This window comes from Serratia sp. AKBS12 (assembly GCF_024793895.1).
Lineage (GTDB): Bacteria > Pseudomonadota > Gammaproteobacteria > Enterobacterales > Enterobacteriaceae > Serratia_F.
Genome location: NZ_JANUSB010000005.1, coordinates 133,419 through 149,871, shown reverse-complemented (window position 1 = coordinate 149,871; position 16,453 = coordinate 133,419). Strand labels below are relative to the sequence as shown.

At 56.1% G+C, this 16,453-nt stretch carries 13 protein-coding genes; 11 read left to right on the top strand and 2 right to left on the bottom strand.

The window, feature by feature from the left end; translation table 11 throughout:
- Nucleotides 1-156: 156 nt before the first annotated feature.
- The 4 genes from iolD to iolE all read left to right on the top strand — a co-directional run bounded on the left by iolD (nt 157) and on the right by iolE (nt 5,156).
- Nucleotides 157-2,091 (top strand): 3D-(3,5/4)-trihydroxycyclohexane-1,2-dione acylhydrolase (decyclizing), encoded by a 1,935-nt coding sequence (gene iolD / locus NYE85_RS03690; protein ID WP_259003006.1) that lies wholly within the window; start codon nt 157-159, stop codon nt 2,089-2,091.
- 174 nt (nt 2,092-2,265) lie between these two features.
- Nucleotides 2,266-3,279 carry a Gfo/Idh/MocA family protein gene (locus NYE85_RS03685; RefSeq protein WP_259003004.1) on the top strand — a complete coding sequence of 338 codons (1,014 nt, stop codon included), beginning with the start codon at nt 2,266-2,268 and terminating at the stop codon, nt 3,277-3,279.
- Between the two features lie 36 nt (nt 3,280-3,315).
- The gene (locus NYE85_RS03680) at nt 3,316-4,200 is read left to right on the top strand and encodes a sugar phosphate isomerase/epimerase family protein (RefSeq protein WP_259003003.1); all 885 of its coding nucleotides are present in this window, start codon (nt 3,316-3,318) and stop codon (nt 4,198-4,200) included.
- Between the two features lie 59 nt (nt 4,201-4,259).
- On the top strand, nt 4,260-5,156 hold the full coding sequence (gene iolE, locus NYE85_RS03675; protein WP_259003001.1) for a myo-inosose-2 dehydratase: 897 nt from the start codon (nt 4,260-4,262) through the stop codon (nt 5,154-5,156).
- A 63-nt stretch (nt 5,157-5,219) separates the two neighbouring features.
- Here iolE and NYE85_RS03670 read toward each other — a convergent pair whose 3' ends face one another.
- The gene (locus NYE85_RS03670; protein ID WP_259003000.1) at nt 5,220-5,717 is read right to left on the bottom strand and encodes a GNAT family N-acetyltransferase; all 498 of its coding nucleotides are present in this window, start codon (nt 5,715-5,717) and stop codon (nt 5,220-5,222) included.
- A gap of 385 nt (nt 5,718-6,102) precedes the next feature.
- Between NYE85_RS03670 and NYE85_RS03665 the strand changes: the two genes are divergently transcribed.
- The 4 genes from NYE85_RS03665 to gntU all read left to right on the top strand — a co-directional run bounded on the left by NYE85_RS03665 (nt 6,103) and on the right by gntU (nt 9,989).
- Nucleotides 6,103-6,798, top strand: coding sequence for a pirin family protein (locus tag NYE85_RS03665; protein WP_259002998.1), 696 nt, complete (start codon nt 6,103-6,105; stop codon nt 6,796-6,798).
- A gap of 138 nt (nt 6,799-6,936) precedes the next feature.
- Nucleotides 6,937-7,932 (top strand): gluconate operon transcriptional repressor GntR, encoded by a 996-nt coding sequence (gene gntR, locus NYE85_RS03660; protein WP_259002997.1) that lies wholly within the window; start codon nt 6,937-6,939, stop codon nt 7,930-7,932.
- A gap of 186 nt (nt 7,933-8,118) precedes the next feature.
- Nucleotides 8,119-8,649: a gluconokinase gene (gene gntK / locus NYE85_RS03655; RefSeq protein WP_259002996.1), complete on the top strand. Its 531-nt coding sequence runs from the start codon at nt 8,119-8,121 to the stop codon at nt 8,647-8,649.
- A gap of 2 nt (nt 8,650-8,651) precedes the next feature.
- Nucleotides 8,652-9,989, top strand: a complete 1,338-nt coding sequence (gntU, locus tag NYE85_RS03650) for a gluconate transporter (RefSeq protein WP_259002995.1) — start codon at nt 8,652-8,654, stop codon at nt 9,987-9,989.
- A gap of 76 nt (nt 9,990-10,065) precedes the next feature.
- Here gntU and NYE85_RS03645 read toward each other — a convergent pair whose 3' ends face one another.
- Nucleotides 10,066-10,659 (bottom strand): YhgN family NAAT transporter, encoded by a 594-nt coding sequence (locus NYE85_RS03645; protein ID WP_259003092.1) that lies wholly within the window; start codon nt 10,657-10,659, stop codon nt 10,066-10,068.
- Nucleotides 10,660-10,844: 185 nt separating this feature from the next.
- On the opposite strand from NYE85_RS03645, the gene asd reads away from it, so the two are divergent.
- From asd to glgX, 3 genes are all read left to right on the top strand, one after another.
- Nucleotides 10,845-11,951, top strand: coding sequence for an aspartate-semialdehyde dehydrogenase (gene asd / locus NYE85_RS03640; protein ID WP_259002994.1), 1,107 nt, complete (start codon nt 10,845-10,847; stop codon nt 11,949-11,951).
- A gap of 339 nt (nt 11,952-12,290) precedes the next feature.
- Complete coding sequence (glgB, locus tag NYE85_RS03635; RefSeq protein ID WP_259002993.1) at nt 12,291-14,477, top strand: 1,4-alpha-glucan branching enzyme; 2,187 nt, start codon at nt 12,291-12,293, stop codon at nt 14,475-14,477.
- Nucleotides 14,474-16,450 (top strand): glycogen debranching protein GlgX, encoded by a 1,977-nt coding sequence (gene glgX / locus NYE85_RS03630; RefSeq protein WP_259002992.1) that lies wholly within the window; start codon nt 14,474-14,476, stop codon nt 16,448-16,450. Before glgB ends, glgX begins: the two co-directional genes overlap by 4 nt.
- Nucleotides 16,451-16,453: the final 3 nt, after the last annotated feature.

Here is a 16,453-nt window from a genome sequence, read left to right as displayed (position 1 = left end):
GTGTTTACATGAGAATGCGATCTTTATCGCAAAATGAAATGTTTCTTCTGGAATGTGATTTTATGGAAAATATATTTGTTTATAATCGCTGCACGTTTCAGGTTGTCGACAGTATTAACCGGCGGGTTAAAGACGCGCCGCCAATAAGGGGGAAACATGAGTAAGATCAGATTGACCATGGCGCAGGCGCTTGTCAGATTCCTCGACAACCAGTACTTGCTGGTGGACGGTGTCGAAACCAAGTTCGTCAAGGGCATATTCGCCATTTTCGGCCACGGCAACGTGCTGGGGCTGGGACAGGCTCTGGAGCAGGAGTGCGGCGGCCTGATTGTTCATCAGGGCCGTAATGAACAGGGGATGGCCCACGCCGCTACCGGCTTCGCCAAGCAGAAACTGCGCCAGCAAATCTATGCCTGCACCTCCTCCGTCGGGCCCGGTGCCGCCAATATGATCACCGCCGCAGCCACCGCCACTGCCAACCGCATTCCTTTATTGCTGCTGCCGGGCGACGTTTACGCCTCGCGCCAGCCGGACCCGGTGCTGCAACAGATCGAACAATCCTACGATCTTAGCATCAGCACTAACGACGCCTTCCGCGCGGTGAGCAAATACTGGGATCGCATCGTGCGCCCAGAACAGCTGATGAGCGCCTGTATCAGCGCGATGCGCGTGCTGACCGATCCGGCGGAAACCGGTGCGGTAACGCTGTGCCTGCCTCAGGACGTGCAGGGCGAGGCCTACGACTACCCGGATTATTTCTTCCAGAAACGGGTTCATCGACTGGAACGTCGCCCCGCGACGCCGGGTATGCTGGCCGACGCGCTGGCAATGCTGAGCGGCAAGCGTAAACCGCTGCTGATCTGCGGCGGTGGGGTTAAATATTCGCAGGCCGGGCAGGCACTGCAACAGTTTGCCGAACGTTTCCACATCCCGTTTGCTGAAACGCAGGCCGGCAAGGGAGCGGTAGTATCCAGCCATCCGTTCAACGTCGGCGGCATTGGTGAAACCGGCTGTCTGGCCGCCAATACCCTGGCCAAAGAGGCCGATCTGGTGATTGGCGTCGGCACACGCTATACCGATTTTACCACCTCTTCCAAATGGTTGTTCCAGAATCCCGAGGTAGCGTTCCTTAATATCAACGTCAGCGCATTCGATGCCGGCAAGCTGGACGGCATACAGCTGCTGGCGGACGCCCGCGATGCATTGACCGCGCTCGCCGAGCAGGCCGCGCGCGCCGACTATCGCGCCGATTGGGGCGACGCCGTGACCCAGGCGCTGGCACAGCAGCAAAAAGAGACCGAACGGGTGTATTCCGTCGCCTATACCGGCGCCGATTTTGTGCCGGAAATTGCCGACCACCTGGATCGCGAGCGCGTGTTTGCCGAATTTATCGAACAGACCGGTTCGGTGCTGACCCAAAGCCGCGTGCTGGGTGTGCTGAACCACAATCTGCCGCAAGACAGCATCATTGTCGCGGCGGCGGGCAGCCTGCCGGGGGATTTGCAACGTGTCTGGCGCAACCGCCATGAACACGGCTATCACGTGGAGTACGGCTATTCCTGCATGGGTTACGAAGTGAACGCCGCCCTTGGTGTCAAGCTGGCGGAGCCGCAGCGTGAGGTTTACGCCATGGTCGGCGACGGTGCCTTCATGATGCTGCATTCAGAGCTGGTCACGTCGATTCAGGAAGGCTGCAAAATCAACGTGGTGCTGTTCGACAACATGACCAACGGCTGTATCAACAACCTGCAGATGGAACACGGTATGGACAGCTACACTACCGAGTTCCGCTTCCGGCAGGGGGACCGGCTGGACGGCGGGCTGGTGCCGGTGAACTTCGCCATGCTGGCAGCGGCGTACGGCTGCAAGACTTACAGCATTACTACCGAACAACAACTGATTGAGGCGTTGGCCGATGCCCGTCAGCAGACGGTTTCAACCCTGCTGGATATAAAAGTGCTGCCAAAAACCATGGTGCATAAATATCTCAGCTGGTGGCGTGTTGGCGGCGCACAGGTGGCGAACAGCGACAGCATTGTCGCGGTAGCGCGCAAACTGCAGGAAAACATTGACCAGGCCCGTGATTATTAAGCGTCACCGGCTTTCAACTCAGCCCTACACTTTCTGCCTAACCTAATCCGGGGGCTTTGAGCGGCAAATCGGTAATTCCCTGGGCGCATGGCTCGCCGTGCAACCAGGCTCAGCGAAGGCCGGCAGCCCAAGAGCCAACCCGGAACATGAAGGGCAAATCTAGAGGATAGCGAAATGACATTGAACATTGGGGTTATCGGCACCGGCGCTATTGGCCGAGATCACATCCGTCGTTGCAGCAAGGTATTGCAAGGTGCGCGGGTGGTAGCCGTCAACGATATCAATCGCGATAATGCCGCCAGGGTGGTCAGTGACCTGCAGCTGGAGGCAAAAGTCTATGACAACGGCCACGATCTGATTAACGCGGCCGACGTACAGGCGGTGCTGGTCACCTCCTGGGGGCCGAGCCACGAGGAGTTCGTGCTGTCTGCAATCGCCGCCGGAAAACCGGTATTCTGCGAGAAACCGCTGGCGGTCACCGCCCAGGGGTGTAAAAACATCGTCGAGGCCGAGGCAAAGCACGGCAAGCGTCTGGTACAGGTCGGTTTTATGCGCCCTTACGATCAGGGCTATCGGGCCCTGAAACAGGTGCTGACCAGTGGCCAGATCGGCGAACCGCTGATGCTGCATTGTGCGCACCGCAACCCGACGGTCGGCGAAGCCTACACCACCGACATGGCGATTACCGACACCCTGATTCATGAAATCGACGTACTGCGCTGGCTGCTGGACGACGACTACGTTTCGGTGCAGGTGGTGTTCCCACGCAAGACCTCCAAGGCGTTCGCTCACCTGAAGGATCCGCAAATCGTGCTGTTTGAAACCGCCAAGGGCACGCGCATTGACGTTGAAATCTTCGTTAACTGCCAGTACGGCTATGACATCCAGTGCGAAGTGGTGGGCGAAACCGGCATTGCCAAATTGCCAGAACCGTCGTCGATCCAGCTGCGCAGCAGCGCAAAATTGTCGAACGAAATCCTGATGGACTGGAAAGAACGTTTTATTGATGCCTATGACGTCGAACTGCAAGGTTTTATCAACGACGTGCTCGCGGGTCAGCTACAGGGGCCATCGGCCTGGGACGGCTATGCCGCTGCGGTGACCGCCGATGCCTGCGTGGCCGCGCAGCTTAGCGGCGAGATCGTACCGGTGACGCTGCCGACACGCCCATCGTTCTATGGCCATTAATCAACCACTCCAAACCCGATTAAATGAGGAGCAACCATGAAAATCGCCTTTGATGTGGATGTGATCAAGGATTTGGGGATCACGCAAATGGTGCAGCAGGTGGCCGACTGGGGCTACAAGTATATCGAGCAGTCACCGCACCCGCAGATCAACCCTTTCTATAAGCATCCGAAAGCCGCACGCGAAGTCATGGCGGAATATAAAAACGCTCTGAAGGCCACCGGCGTGGAGATCTCTTCATTTATCGTGGTGTATCGCTGGTCCGGGCCGGGGGAGGATCGCCGGCAGGCGGCGGTGAAGAACTGGCGCCGCATGATCGAGATCGCCGTTGAAATGGGGGTGCAGGTGATTAATACCGAACTGGCTGGCAACCCCAATGAACCGGAGATCTGCGAAGAGCTGTGGTACAAGTCGATGGAAGAACTGTTGCCGATCATCGAGCGTGAAGGTATTCGCATGGAGATCCAGTCTCACCCGTGGGACTTTTGCGAATTGAGTAATGAAACCGCCGATATGGTGAAGTCGCTGCGCAGCGATCACGTTAAATACCTGTATAGCGTGCCGCATTCGTTCTATTACGACAAAGGGCAGGGCGACGTGGCGAACATGCTCAAATACGCCGGCGACGATCTTTCCCACGTGCTGATCGCCGACACCATGAATCATACCCGCCATTGCCGTTACATCGTCAATCCGCCCGGCGTGGATGCTGCGGTGCATCAGCATGTTGGCATTGGCGAAGGCGAAGTCGATTTTGATGCGCTGTTCCAGACATTGCGCGATATGGAATTTGCCAATCGCAACTTCAAGGTCGGCGGCGAATCGATAATCTGCACCTCACTGTTCGGCTACCCGGAAAAAATGAAAACCCAGGCGGTAGCTACGCGCGAACGTATCGAAAAAGAGCTGTTGGGCAAATAACCTTGTCGGCAAGCCGGCAGGGAATGCGCCGGTACGCCGAACTGCGACAGAGGCTTAAGATGAACAAAGATAATGTAAAGCTGGCGATTGCGCCGATCGGTTGGACCAACGACGACATGCCCGAGTTGGGCAAGGAAAATACCTTCCAGCAGTGCGTCAGTGAAATGGCGCTGGCAGGGTTTACCGGCTGTGAAGTTGGCAGCAAGTATCCGCGCGATCCAAAAGTGTTGAAACCGATGCTGGATATTCGCGGCATTCAAATCTGTAATGCCTGGTTCAGCACCTTCTTTGCCGATGGTCTGAAAGAAAAAACCATTGACGAATTTGTCAATCATATGAATTTCCTGCACGCCATGGGAGCCAGGGTGATTGGCTGTTCAGAGCAAAGCAAGAGCATCCAGGGCACCAGCAAACCGGTGCTGGAGGAAAAGCCGCATTTCAGCGATGAAGAGTGGCAGCGCGTAGCCGACGGCTATAACCAGCTGGCGAAAATCGCCGCCGAAAAAGACATGCAGGTGTGTCTGCATCACCACATGGGCACCGGCATCCAAACCACCGAAGAAATCGATCGCTACATGAGCATGGTGAACGACGATGTCTACCTGCTGTTTGATACCGGCCATGCCTATTATTCCGAGGGCAGCCAGCAGGCAATGATGGCAATACTGGAAAAGTACCTGCCGCGCATCAATCATGTCCATTTGAAAGACGTACGTGACGACGTGGTGGCACAGGTCAAGGCGCAGCGCCTGAGTTTTCTGGACGGGGTGAAGAAAGGCACCTTTACCGTACCGGGCGACGGCGTGATTGATTTCCGCCCAGTGTTCAAGCTGCTGGACGAACGAGGCTATAAGGGCTGGATGGTGGTTGAAGCTGAACAGGATCCGGCGCTCGCCAACCCGTTTGAATATGCGGTAAAAGCCCGGCGCTATATCAGGGAAACTGCGGGGATCTAACCGGCGACGACGGCAGCGTCTCGGTAAAACCAAGGGCTATCGGCGATAGCCCTTTTGCTTTATTTAAACACCATGAAAACGCGCCATATGATAGGCATCCACCAGTTTGCCGTCGCGCATGGCGAAGTGCCGGCTGGTGCCTTCGATGTCAAAACCAAACTTGCGGTAGAGCGCAATGGCCCCCTGGTTATCGGTGAACACCGTCAGTTCAATGCGCTGTATCGCCGCCCAGTTATCACAGATGTCTATCATGGCGTGCATCAGCGCACTGCCGACGCCCTGGCCATGATAAGCCGGGTCGACGCCAAGACCAAAGGTTGCAACGTGCCGACGGCGCACGCGCTGGTTGAGTTCCAGCGTCAATTGCCCGACGATCTTTTCTCCCATGCAGGCTACCAGATTATTGATACCCGCGGGCCTGTCGGCCAGACGCTGTTGCCACAGGGCTTCGGAAGGCAAGGGGAGTTGTAGCGTGTCGCGGTACACCGCCGGATGGGCATACAGCTGCTGTAAAGCTACAGCATCGGTTATCTCAGCGTGACGGACGGTAATGTCTCCCATACCTGCTCTCCTTTGGTTTAACGGTTGAATAACCTCTAAAATTATCGGTTTATTGTATCGAATCAACAATATTTCACATTGGTCAAAAAAACACTTTACAGATGCGAATGATAATGATTATTATTGCTGTGCGTTCTCGGGAGGGTAGCACCCTTTGCCACTCTCGCTAGAAGGCACGACATTGCTCACATTGCTTCCAGTGTTACTTAGCCAGCTCGGGTGCTGGCTTTTTTTTTGCCCAAAATCATCCACCTTTACGCGCAACAAATCTTCTGCGGCTCCTCTGGCAATTTCATCGAATTTTTTGAACAGAGGGGTGAGTTTTTTACGCTTTCTTATTTCCTATGCAGGACTAGACTGTAAAAAACGTTGAGGAGAGTTGAATATGATTTATGTACGTAAAGCAGAAGACCGCGGTCATGCCAATCATGGTTGGTTGGACAGCTGGCACACCTTCTCATTTGCCAATTACTACGATCCTGACTTTATGGGGTTCTCCGCACTGCGGGTGATCAATGAAGACGTGATCGATGCGGGGCAGGGTTTTGGTACCCATCCGCATAAAGACATGGAAATTTTGACCTACGTGCTCAGCGGTACCGTCGAGCATCAGGACAGTATGGGCAACAAAGAGCAGATTCAGGCCGGTGAGTTCCAGATCATGAGCGCGGGTACCGGTGTACGGCACTCCGAATACAACGGTAATAGCGATCGGCCACTGCACCTGTATCAGATCTGGATCATTCCTGATACCAACGGCTTGCCGCCGCGTTACGAGCAACGCATGTTCGATGCGCCGAAGGGCCGCCAACTGGTATTGTCGCCCGATGCCCGTGAAGGCTCGTTGAAAGTATTCCAGGACATGACGCTGACGCGTTGGGCGCTGGAAAAAGACCAGCAGCCAGCCTATCAGGTAGCGGCCGAACGCCGCATCTGGATCCAGGTCGTGCGCGGTACGGTGACTATCAATGGACATACGGGCAGTACCAGCGATGCGTTCGCGGTATGGGATGAAGCCGAGTTGTCGATTCATGCCGATGAAGACAGTGAAATCCTGCTGTTTGATCTGCCGCCGGTCTGATTAACGCAGTAACCACCATTAAGGCTCAACCTGCGCGTTGAGCCTTTTTTAAGACTGCCGCTCACTAACCAGCAATATCGGCGCGCCTTTTTTTTTGCTAAAATGAACACCCATTCATGGTTAGCCAGTTCATTGATAATGAAGAAAAAACGGCCGGTACTTCAAGATGTGGCAAATAAGGTAGGCGTCACCAAGATGACGGTGAGCCGCTATTTGCGCAATCCCGATCAGGTTTCCGCCGCTTTGCAGCAAAAAATTGCGGTAGCGCTGGATGAGCTGGGATATATCCCCAACCGAGCGCCGGACATTCTCTCCAATGCCACCAGTCGGGCGATCGGCGTGCTGTTGCCATCGTTGACCAACCAGGTTTTTGCCGAGGTGTTGCGCGGCATTGAAAGCGTTACCGATGCGCATAATTATCAAACCATGCTGGCGCACTATGGCTATTTGCCGGAGCGTGAAGAAGAACGCCTGACTTCGCTGCTTTCCTTCAATATTGACGGTTTGATCCTGTCCGAACGTAACCACACGCCACGTACTTTAAAAATGATTGAAGTGGCCGGTATTCCCGTCGTCGAATTGATGGATTGCGTTACACCCTGTCTGGATCTGGCTGTCGGCTTTGATAATTTTGAAGCCGCGCGCCAAATGACTCAACAAATCATTGCTCATGGCCATCGGCACGTGGTGTATCTTGGCGCACGCCTTGATGAACGAACCCTGATTAAACAACGCGGTTATCAGCAGGCGATGCTGGATGCAGGTTTACAACCCCATTGCATCATGACCGATCGGGCTTCTTCGTATTCTTCTGGCGGTGAACTGTTACGTTTGGCGCAGAAAGAATATCCTCAGGTAGACAGCATATTTTGTACTAACGATGACCTGGCGGTAGGGGCAATGCTTGAATGCCAGCGCCAGGGACTGTCGATTCCACAGGACATGGCAATTGCCGGATTCCACGGCCATGATATCGGTCAGGTGATGGTGCCAAAACTTGCCAGCGTGTTGACATTGCGTGAGCGCATGGGGCAAGTGGCCGCGCAAAGCCTACTGGCAAAACTGCGTGGCGAAGCGGTTAATCCGCGCATGATTGACACCGGTTTTACCCTCCTGCTTGGCGGCAGTCTGTAGCGCCGCCATCGCGCGCTTGAGCATATTCCTAGTTTTTCAGTCCAGCATGGTTTTTTGATGGCCTTCACAGTTATGTAAAATCATCATAGGTGTTTGTTGCTTAATACTTCATCTACAAAGACAATGTTACCGATAACTTGTTACCAGTAACATTTTGGCTGGTGACCCCAACAGGGCAGTAATATTATGAGTAATACACAACACCACGTTTTTATTTTAATGGGCGTATCTGGCAGCGGGAAATCAGCGGTAGCCAATGCAGTTGCCCATGAAATCAGCGCTGCGATGCTTGACGGGGATTACCTGCATCCACGCAGCAACATCAACAAGATGGCCGATGGCCATGCGCTCAATGACGACGACCGTGCTCCTTGGCTGACGGCGTTGAACGATGCCATTTTTGCCATGCAGCGGACCAATAATGTGGCTCTGTTGGTGTGTTCGGCACTGAAAAAGCGTTATCGCGATCGCCTGCGTGCCGGCAACAGCAATCTGCATTTCATCTACCTGCAAGGTTCCAAAGCGATCATTGAAGAACGTTTGAAGCAGCGTAAAGGGCATTTCTTCAAGCCGCAGATGCTGGTTTCCCAGTTTGAAGCGCTGGAAGAACCTGGCGCCGATGAAGGCGATGTTCATGCGATCGATATCAACCAACCTTTAGAAGGCGTGGTTGCTGACACTATTAAACTGATAACCACAGTAACCGCTCAGGAATAATTATGGATACGTTAACGCTGGTTTTCACCGCCGTTGGTTCGGTGTTGCTATTGCTCTTCCTGGTGATGAAGGCGCGCATGCATGCCTTCATCGCCCTGATGCTGGTGTCGATGGGCGCGGGCCTGTTTTCCGGCATGTCGCTGGAAAAAATCACCGACACCATGCAAAAAGGCATGGGCGGCACCTTGGGCTTCCTGGCGATCGTTGTGGCGCTGGGCGCGATGTTCGGCAAAATTCTGCATGAAACAGGCGCGCTGGATCAGATCGCCGTCAAACTGTTGAAGGGATTCGGTGAACAGCGTGCGCACTACGCACTGGGTATTGCCGGTCTGGTCTGTGCCTTGCCGCTGTTCTTTGACGTGGCGATCGTGCTGTTGATTGGCGTGGCGTTCGCCGTTGCCCGCCGTACCGGCGGCAATCTGATCAAGCAGGTTATTCCGTTGTTTGCCGGCGTTGCCGCCGCTGCTGCCTTCCTGCTGCCGGGACCGACGCCGATGCTATTGGCTTCGCAAATGAATGCCGATTTTGGCTGGATGATCGTCATCGGCCTGGCTGCGGCGATCCCCGGCATGCTGTTGGCTGGCCCGCTGTTCGGTTCGTTCATCAGTAAACACGTGACGCTGGAGCTGCCAAAAGATATCGAGGAACCCAGCATTGACAAGAGCAAGCTGCCGTCGTTTGGCTTCAGCCTGGCATTAGTGCTGTTCCCGCTGGTGCTGGTGGGGATGAAAACCATTGGCGCACGCTTCACCGTTGAAGGCAGTTCGCTGTATCAGTGGCTGCAATTTATCGGACACCCGTTCACCGCGATTCTGATTGCCTGTCTGGTGGCGATTTATGGCCTGGCGATTCGTCGTGGCATGAGCAAAGAAAAGGTGATGGAAGTCTGTTCCGCGGCAATCCAGCCCGCAGGGATCATTCTGTTGGTGACCGGTGCCGGCGGCGTATTCAAGCAGGTGCTGGTCGATTCTGGCGTAGGCCCGGCGCTGGGTAATGCGCTGATTGGCGCCGGCTTGCCGATCGCCATTGCCTGCTTTGTGCTGTCTGCGGCAGTCCGAGTCATTCAAGGCTCGGCTACCGTAGCGTGTCTGACTACCGTCGGCCTGGTGATGCCGGTGATTGGTGAACTGGGTTATTCTGGCGCACAGATGGCGGCGCTGTCGATTTGTATCGCCGGTGGCTCTATCGTACTGAGCCACGTGAATGACTCCGGCTTCTGGCTGTTTGGCAAGTTCACCGGCGCCACCGAAGCGCAGACGTTAAAAACCTGGTCGGTGATGGAAACCATTCTCGGCACCACCGGTGCCGTTGTCGGCATGATCGCGTTCTCGATGATGTAATCTGCCGTCATTTTTTCATGCCAAGGCCGGTCAGTGAATGCTGACCGGTCTTATTCTCCGCGCTTCTTTCCCTTTGCTACAGTTTCAGATAGGCACGCACGCCATCCAGAAACATCTGCGTTGACAGCATTACCAGCACCAGCCCCATCAAACGCTCCAGCGCGCTGACGCCCTTACTGCCCAATAGACGCAAAAACAGGTCCGACATCAGCAGGATGGCGGCAGAAATCCCCCAGGCTATCAACAACGCGACCACCAGATGTCCCAGTTGATTAGGGTATTGATGTGACAGCAGCATCAGCGCTGCCAATATCGATGGCCCGGCTACCAGCGGGATCGCCAACGGTACCAGAAACGGCTCCTCGCCGGCGGAAAGACCGCTGTTGTTGCCTTCCTGTGATGGGAAAATCATCCTGATGGCTATCAGGAACAGAATGATGCCGCCGGAAATGGAGACCGTTTCAGTGCGCAGGTTGAGGAAGGCCAGAATGTTCTCGCCGGCAAACAGAAATACCAGCATCAGTATCAGCGCAATCAGCAGCTCGCGGATTAACACAATGCGCCGGCGGCGAGGTTCAAGGTGCTTGAGCACCGACATGAAAATCGGCAGATTACCGAGTGGGTCCATAATTAAAAACAGCAACACCGTCGCTGAAATCATCTCTGTCATCATTACCTCAACCGCGGCCAGAGGCAGCAAAATGACTGCTTGCCCCCCGCCTATAAGAAGGATTGCTGAGAAATGCCCAGCCATCGATTAAATTCACTTTGCGCCTGCGCTGACATTTTGTAAGGTGGGGACATTGTGTCCATCTCTACAAATTTGTCGTCATCCTCCAAGGCAGGACAGTTATCATGAAAAACGTTGGTTTAGTCGGTTGGCGCGGTATGGTCGGCTCTGTGCTCATGCAACGCATGGCAGAAGAGCGCGATTTTGACGCCATCCGCCCGGTATTCTTTTCTACATCTCAGCACGGTTCTGCTGCACCAGCCATCGGCGGCCAGCAAAACGGCACGCTGCAAGATGCTTACGATATCGATGCGCTAGCCGCACTTGATATTATCATCACCTGCCAGGGCGGCGATTACACTAACGAAGTTTATCCCAAGCTGCGTGAAAGTGGCTGGCAGGGTTACTGGATTGATGCCGCATCATCACTGCGCATGCAGGACGACGCGATTATCATTCTGGACCCGGTCAACCACGCGGTGATCCAGCAAGGGCTGGATAAAGGCATCAAAACGTTTGTCGGCGGCAACTGCACCGTCAGCCTGATGCTGATGTCACTGGGCGGGCTGTTTGCCAACGATCTGGTGGAATGGGCATCGGTCGCCACCTACCAGGCGGCATCCGGTGGCGGTGCGCGCCACATGCGCGAACTGCTGGTGCAAATGGGCATGCTGCACGCCGACGTGGCAAAAGAGCTGCAAAACCCGGCGGCGGCCATTCTGGATATCGAACGTAAAGTGACGGAGGCCACCCGCTCCGGCACCTTGCCGACCGACAATTTTGGTGTGCCATTGGCTGGCAGCCTGATCCCATGGATCGACAAGCAGCTCGATAACGGCCAGAGTCGTGAAGAGTGGAAAGGCCAGGCGGAAACCAACAAGATCCTGTCCACCTCCAGCGTTATCCCGGTTGATGGCCTGTGCGTGCGCGTTGGCGCGCTGCGCTGCCATAGCCAGGCGTTTACCCTGAAACTCAAGCAAGACGTGCCGCTGCCGGAAATTGAACAGATGCTGGCAACCCATAACGACTGGGTGCGGGTGATCCCGAACGACCGCGAACTGACGATGCGTGAACTGACACCTGCCGCGGTGACCGGTACGCTGAACACCCCGGTCGGACGTTTGCGCAAGCTGAACATGGGGCCGGAATACCTGTCGGCCTTCACCGTCGGCGACCAGCTGCTGTGGGGGGCGGCGGAACCGCTGCGTCGCATGCTGCGTATTCTGCTGTAAAAATAGCCAACACGTCCAGGGGCTGGAGCCTGCCAGCCCCATTAAACCGCATTTCTACCATTTCCCCCTTTATCTGAAAAATTTTCCTCATTCTCATCGCCATTCTTTTAGTCGTCTTTGGCTATGCTTACTGTGTAGCTGATTGAATTTTCACCTCTGCTAGGAATATGTCTAAAAAGAAGCAGAAAGAGCGATCTACAGGTCGGAAGCGTAAAGTTTAATCAATAACCGACCATAATCACGCTTTAGTCATCGAATGAATTGCATGATAAACACAACGGCTAACGTGTAAAAAATGTAGCCCTTAAGGATCATGCTATTAAGCAAAGGAAGAAGAACATGCCTGTACTTCCCGATCGTGACGTGATTAATCAATTGATTTCCGGTAATTATGCCGATCCGTTCTCCCTGCTCGGCATGCATGCCACCGCAGCGGGCCTACAGGTGCGAGCGTTATTTCCTGATGCCAGCGAGGTATGGCTGGTGGATGCCCAAACCGGACGTCGGGTAACGCAGCTCGACTGCCTGGAACCGCGCGGTTTCTTCTGTGCCACTATCTCGCGTCGTAAAAACCCTTTTCGCTATCAATTTTCGGTTAAATGGCACGATCATCAACAATTGTTGGAAGATCCTTACCGTTTTGGCACGCTTTTGCAGGAGATCGACAGCTGGCTATTGGCTGAAGGCACCCATTTGCGACCCTATGAGCGCCTGGGGGCCCACCTGAGCGAACTGGACGGTGTGGCCGGCGTCAGCTTTGCGGTATGGGCGCCAAATGCTCAGCGCGTTTCGGTGGTGGGGGAGTTCAACTTTTGGGATGGCCGCCGTCATCCGATGCGTCTGCGCAAAGAAAACGGCATCTGGGAACTGTTCCTGCCGGGGGTGAGCGCCGGGCAGCTCTACAAATACGAAATCATCGACTGTTACGGCAATACCCAGCTCAAGGCCGATCCCTATGCGTTTGAAGCGCAAATGCGCCCGGATACCGCTTCGCTGGTCGCTCCATTGCCCGAGGTGGTGGAAAACGCGGAGCAGCGCCAGCGTGCCAACGGTTTCGATCGGCCGGTATCAATTTATGAGGTGCACCTTGGCTCATGGCGTCGCCACAGTGACAACAATTTCTGGCTCAGCTATCAGGAACTGGCAGAACAGCTGATCCCGTATGTGAAGGAAATGGGGTTCACCCATATCGAACTGTTGCCGATCAACGAACACCCGTTCGACGGCAGTTGGGGCTATCAGCCGTTGGGCCTGTATGCGCCGACCCGTCGCTTTGGCACGCCGGCGGAGTTCAGGGCTTTTGTTGCAGCAGCGCATCAGGCCGGCATCAATGTGATCCTTGACTGGGTGCCGGGGCATTTCCCCAGCGACGCCTACGGGCTGGCCAATTTCGACGGCACCGCGCTGTATGAATATGCCGACCCGCGCGAAGGTTTCCATCAGGACTGGAACACGCTGATCTACAACTATGGTCGCCACGAAGTGCGTAATTACCTGGCAGGAAACGCCTTTTTTTGGCTGGAGCGTTACGGCATCGACGGCTTGCGGGTGGATGCGGTCGCTTCGATGATCTATCGCGACTATAGCCGCGCCGAGGGCGAGTGGGTGCCGAACTACTACGGCGGCAATGAAAACCTCGAAGCTATTGCCTTCCTGCGTTACACCAACCGCACGCTGGGCAAGGAGCGACCGGGCGCGGTCACGCTGGCGGAAGAGTCCACCGACTATCCCGGCGTCACGCTGCCGCCGGAGTCTAGCGGCCTGGGCTTTCATTACAAATGGAACCTGGGCTGGATGCACGACACGCTAAACTACATGAAGTGCGATCCGGTGCACCGCAAATATCAACATAACCAAATGACGTTCGGCATGCTGTATGCCTATACCGAAAACTTCGTGCTGCCGATTTCCCATGACGAAGTGGTGCACGGTAAACGTTCGGTGCTGGATCGCATGCCGGGCGATGCCTGGCAGAAGTTCGCCAACCTGCGCGCCTATTACGGTTTTATGTGGGCGCACCCCGGCAAAAAGCTGCTGTTTATGGGTTGCGAATTTGCCCAGGGGCGCGAGTGGAACTTCGACACCAGTCTGGACTGGCATTTGCTGCAAGGACTGGATGGTTGGCACCACGGCGTCCAGCGGCTGGTGCGCGATCTCAACCACTGTTATCAGAACACGCCGCCGCTGTACCAACGTGATTATCTGCCGGATGGCTTTGAATGGCTGGTGGTGGACGATTTCGACAACTCGGTCTTTGCCTTTGCCCGCTACGACGCTGACGGCAACCAACTGATTGCCGTCAGCAATTTTACCCCGGTACCGCGTCATCAGTATCGCATCGGTCTTTCCCAGCCGGGTAACTACCGGGAAATACTCAATACCGACTCGCACCATTACCACGGCAGCAATACCGGTAATCAGGGCCGGGTTCAATCGCAGGCGATCGGCAGCCACGGCCGCGATCATTCGATCGCCATTACCGTCCCGCCGCTGGCAACGCTGTACCTGCTGCGGGAGGCGACATGACGCAATTGCAACCCGGATTTGCCGCTCCCTATGGCGCTCATTTTGACGGCAATGGCGTCAACTTTACGCTGTTTTCGGCCAATGCCACACGGGTGGAGCTGTGCCTGTTCGATGCCGAACAGCGCGAAACCCGCCTGCCGCTGCCGGCACGCAGCGGCGATATCTGGCACGGTTATCTGCCGGGGGGGCGGCCGGGCCTGCGTTACGCTTACCGGGTGCATGGCCCGTTCGCGCCGGCGCAAGGGTTGCGCTTCAATCCGCAAAAACTGCTGCTGGACCCGGCTGCTCGCGCGGTCGAGGGCCCGGTTAATGACGACCCCCGGCTACACGGTGGTTATCAGCAGGCCGATGAGCATGACAGTGCTGCGCTGATGCCCAAATGCATCGTGGTGGATGAGGCCTATGATTGGCAGGACGATCGCGCGCCGGCCACGCCGTGGGGAGAGACGGTGATTTACGAAGCCCATGTGCGCGGTCTGACGCTGCAACATCCGGCGATCCCGCCGGCGCTGCGCGGCAGCTTTGCGGCGCTGGGTCACCCAGTGATGATCGCCTACTTCACCCAATTGGGCATTACTGCGCTAGAGCTATTGCCGATCCAGCAACATACCACCGAGCCGCGGTTGCAGCAGCTCGGGCTACAGAACTACTGGGGCTACAACGTGCTGGCGCCGTACGCGCCGGATAATCGCTATGCCAGCCAGTCGTCGCCGTTGCACGAGTTCCGCGACGCGGTAAAAGCCCTGCATCGCGCCGGTATCGAAGTGATTCTGGACGTGGTGTTCAACCACAGCGCCGAGCTGGATATTGACGGACCGACGCTGTCGCTGCGTGGTATCGACAACCCGAACTATTACTGGCTGAACCCGGACGGCGACTACAGCAACGTTACCGGCTGCGGCAACACGCTGCGGCTCGATCAGCCGGCGGGCGTGGCATGGGTGATGGATTGCCTGCGTTTTTGGGTGCGCGAGTGTCACGTCGACGGCTTTCGTTTCGATCTGGGCACGGTATTGGGCCGCACGCCAGAATTCGACCGCGACGCGCCGCTGTTTCAGGCGATGCTGGCGGACGACACCCTGTCCCGCTGCAAGCTGATCGCCGAACCGTGGGATATCGGCCCGGGCGGCTATCAGGTGGGCGGTTTTCCCGGCCGTTTCGCTGAATGGAATGACCATTATCGTGACGATATGCGGCGTTTCTGGCTGCTGGGGGATTTGCCGCTTGGCGCTTTCGCCCAGCGTTTTGCCGCCTCAAGCTCGGTGTTTGACCAACGTGGCCGGGCGCCCTATGCCAGCATCAACATGCTTACCGCCCACGACGGCTTTACCCTGCAGGATCTGGTGAGCTACAACCAGCGGCACAATCAGCCGAACGGCGAAGACAACCGTGACGGCAACGGACGTAATTACAGCTATAACCACGGCGTGGAAGGGCCAACCGATGATGCCGAGGTGAGGCAACGCCGCCGTGGCAGCCAGCGCGCGTTACTCGCCACCCTGTTGCTGTCGCAGGGCACGCCGATGCTGTTGGCCGGCGACGAGCATGGCCACAGTCAGCAGGGCAACAACAATGCCTATTGCCAGGATAATGCCACTACCTGGCTGGACTGGCAGTCGGCGGATCGGACGTTGCTCGACTATACCGCCGCGCTGATCCAACTGCGGCGGCAGATTCCCGCCCTGCGCCAGGACCGCTGGTGGCAGGAGGGTGATGGCAGCGTGCAATGGCTGAATGCGCAGGGCCAGCCGCTCGGCGCATCGCAGTGGGAGCATGCATCGCCGCAGTTGCAAATTCGGCTATCCCAACGTTGGCTGGTAGTGATTAACGCCGGCCCGGAGACGGCCGCTATGACCTTGCCTGCCGGCGATTGGCAGGTAGTCGCCCCGTTTGTTCAGGAAGACTCGCAGGCGGATTTCCCCGCCTGGCGCCAGCCTGCGCACTCGCTTTGCGTACTGGCAGACAATAATTAAAAG

Excerpts from the sequence above, each read along its gene's own strand:
- iolE (WP_259003001.1), top strand. The coding sequence starts at position 4,260 with ATGAACAAAGATAATGTAAAGCTGGCGATTGCGCCGATCGGTTGGACC.
- iolD (WP_259003006.1), top strand. The coding sequence starts at position 157 with ATGAGTAAGATCAGATTGACCATGGCGCAGGCGCTTGTCAGATTCCTC.
- NYE85_RS03665 (WP_259002998.1), top strand. The coding sequence starts at position 6,103 with ATGATTTATGTACGTAAAGCAGAAGACCGCGGTCATGCCAATCATGGT.
- gntK (WP_259002996.1), top strand. The coding sequence starts at position 8,119 with ATGAGTAATACACAACACCACGTTTTTATTTTAATGGGCGTATCTGGC.
- gntR (WP_259002997.1), top strand. The coding sequence starts at position 6,937 with ATGAAGAAAAAACGGCCGGTACTTCAAGATGTGGCAAATAAGGTAGGC.
- NYE85_RS03670 (WP_259003000.1), bottom strand. The coding sequence starts at position 5,717 with ATGGGAGACATTACCGTCCGTCACGCTGAGATAACCGATGCTGTAGCT.
- NYE85_RS03680 (WP_259003003.1), top strand. The coding sequence starts at position 3,316 with ATGAAAATCGCCTTTGATGTGGATGTGATCAAGGATTTGGGGATCACG.
- NYE85_RS03645 (WP_259003092.1), bottom strand. The coding sequence starts at position 10,659 with ATGACAGAGATGATTTCAGCGACGGTGTTGCTGTTTTTAATTATGGAC.
- glgB (WP_259002993.1), top strand. The coding sequence starts at position 12,291 with ATGCCTGTACTTCCCGATCGTGACGTGATTAATCAATTGATTTCCGGT.
- gntU (WP_259002995.1), top strand. The coding sequence starts at position 8,652 with ATGGATACGTTAACGCTGGTTTTCACCGCCGTTGGTTCGGTGTTGCTA.
- glgX (WP_259002992.1), top strand. The coding sequence starts at position 14,474 with ATGACGCAATTGCAACCCGGATTTGCCGCTCCCTATGGCGCTCATTTT.
- asd (WP_259002994.1), top strand. The coding sequence starts at position 10,845 with ATGAAAAACGTTGGTTTAGTCGGTTGGCGCGGTATGGTCGGCTCTGTG.
- NYE85_RS03685 (WP_259003004.1), top strand. The coding sequence starts at position 2,266 with ATGACATTGAACATTGGGGTTATCGGCACCGGCGCTATTGGCCGAGAT.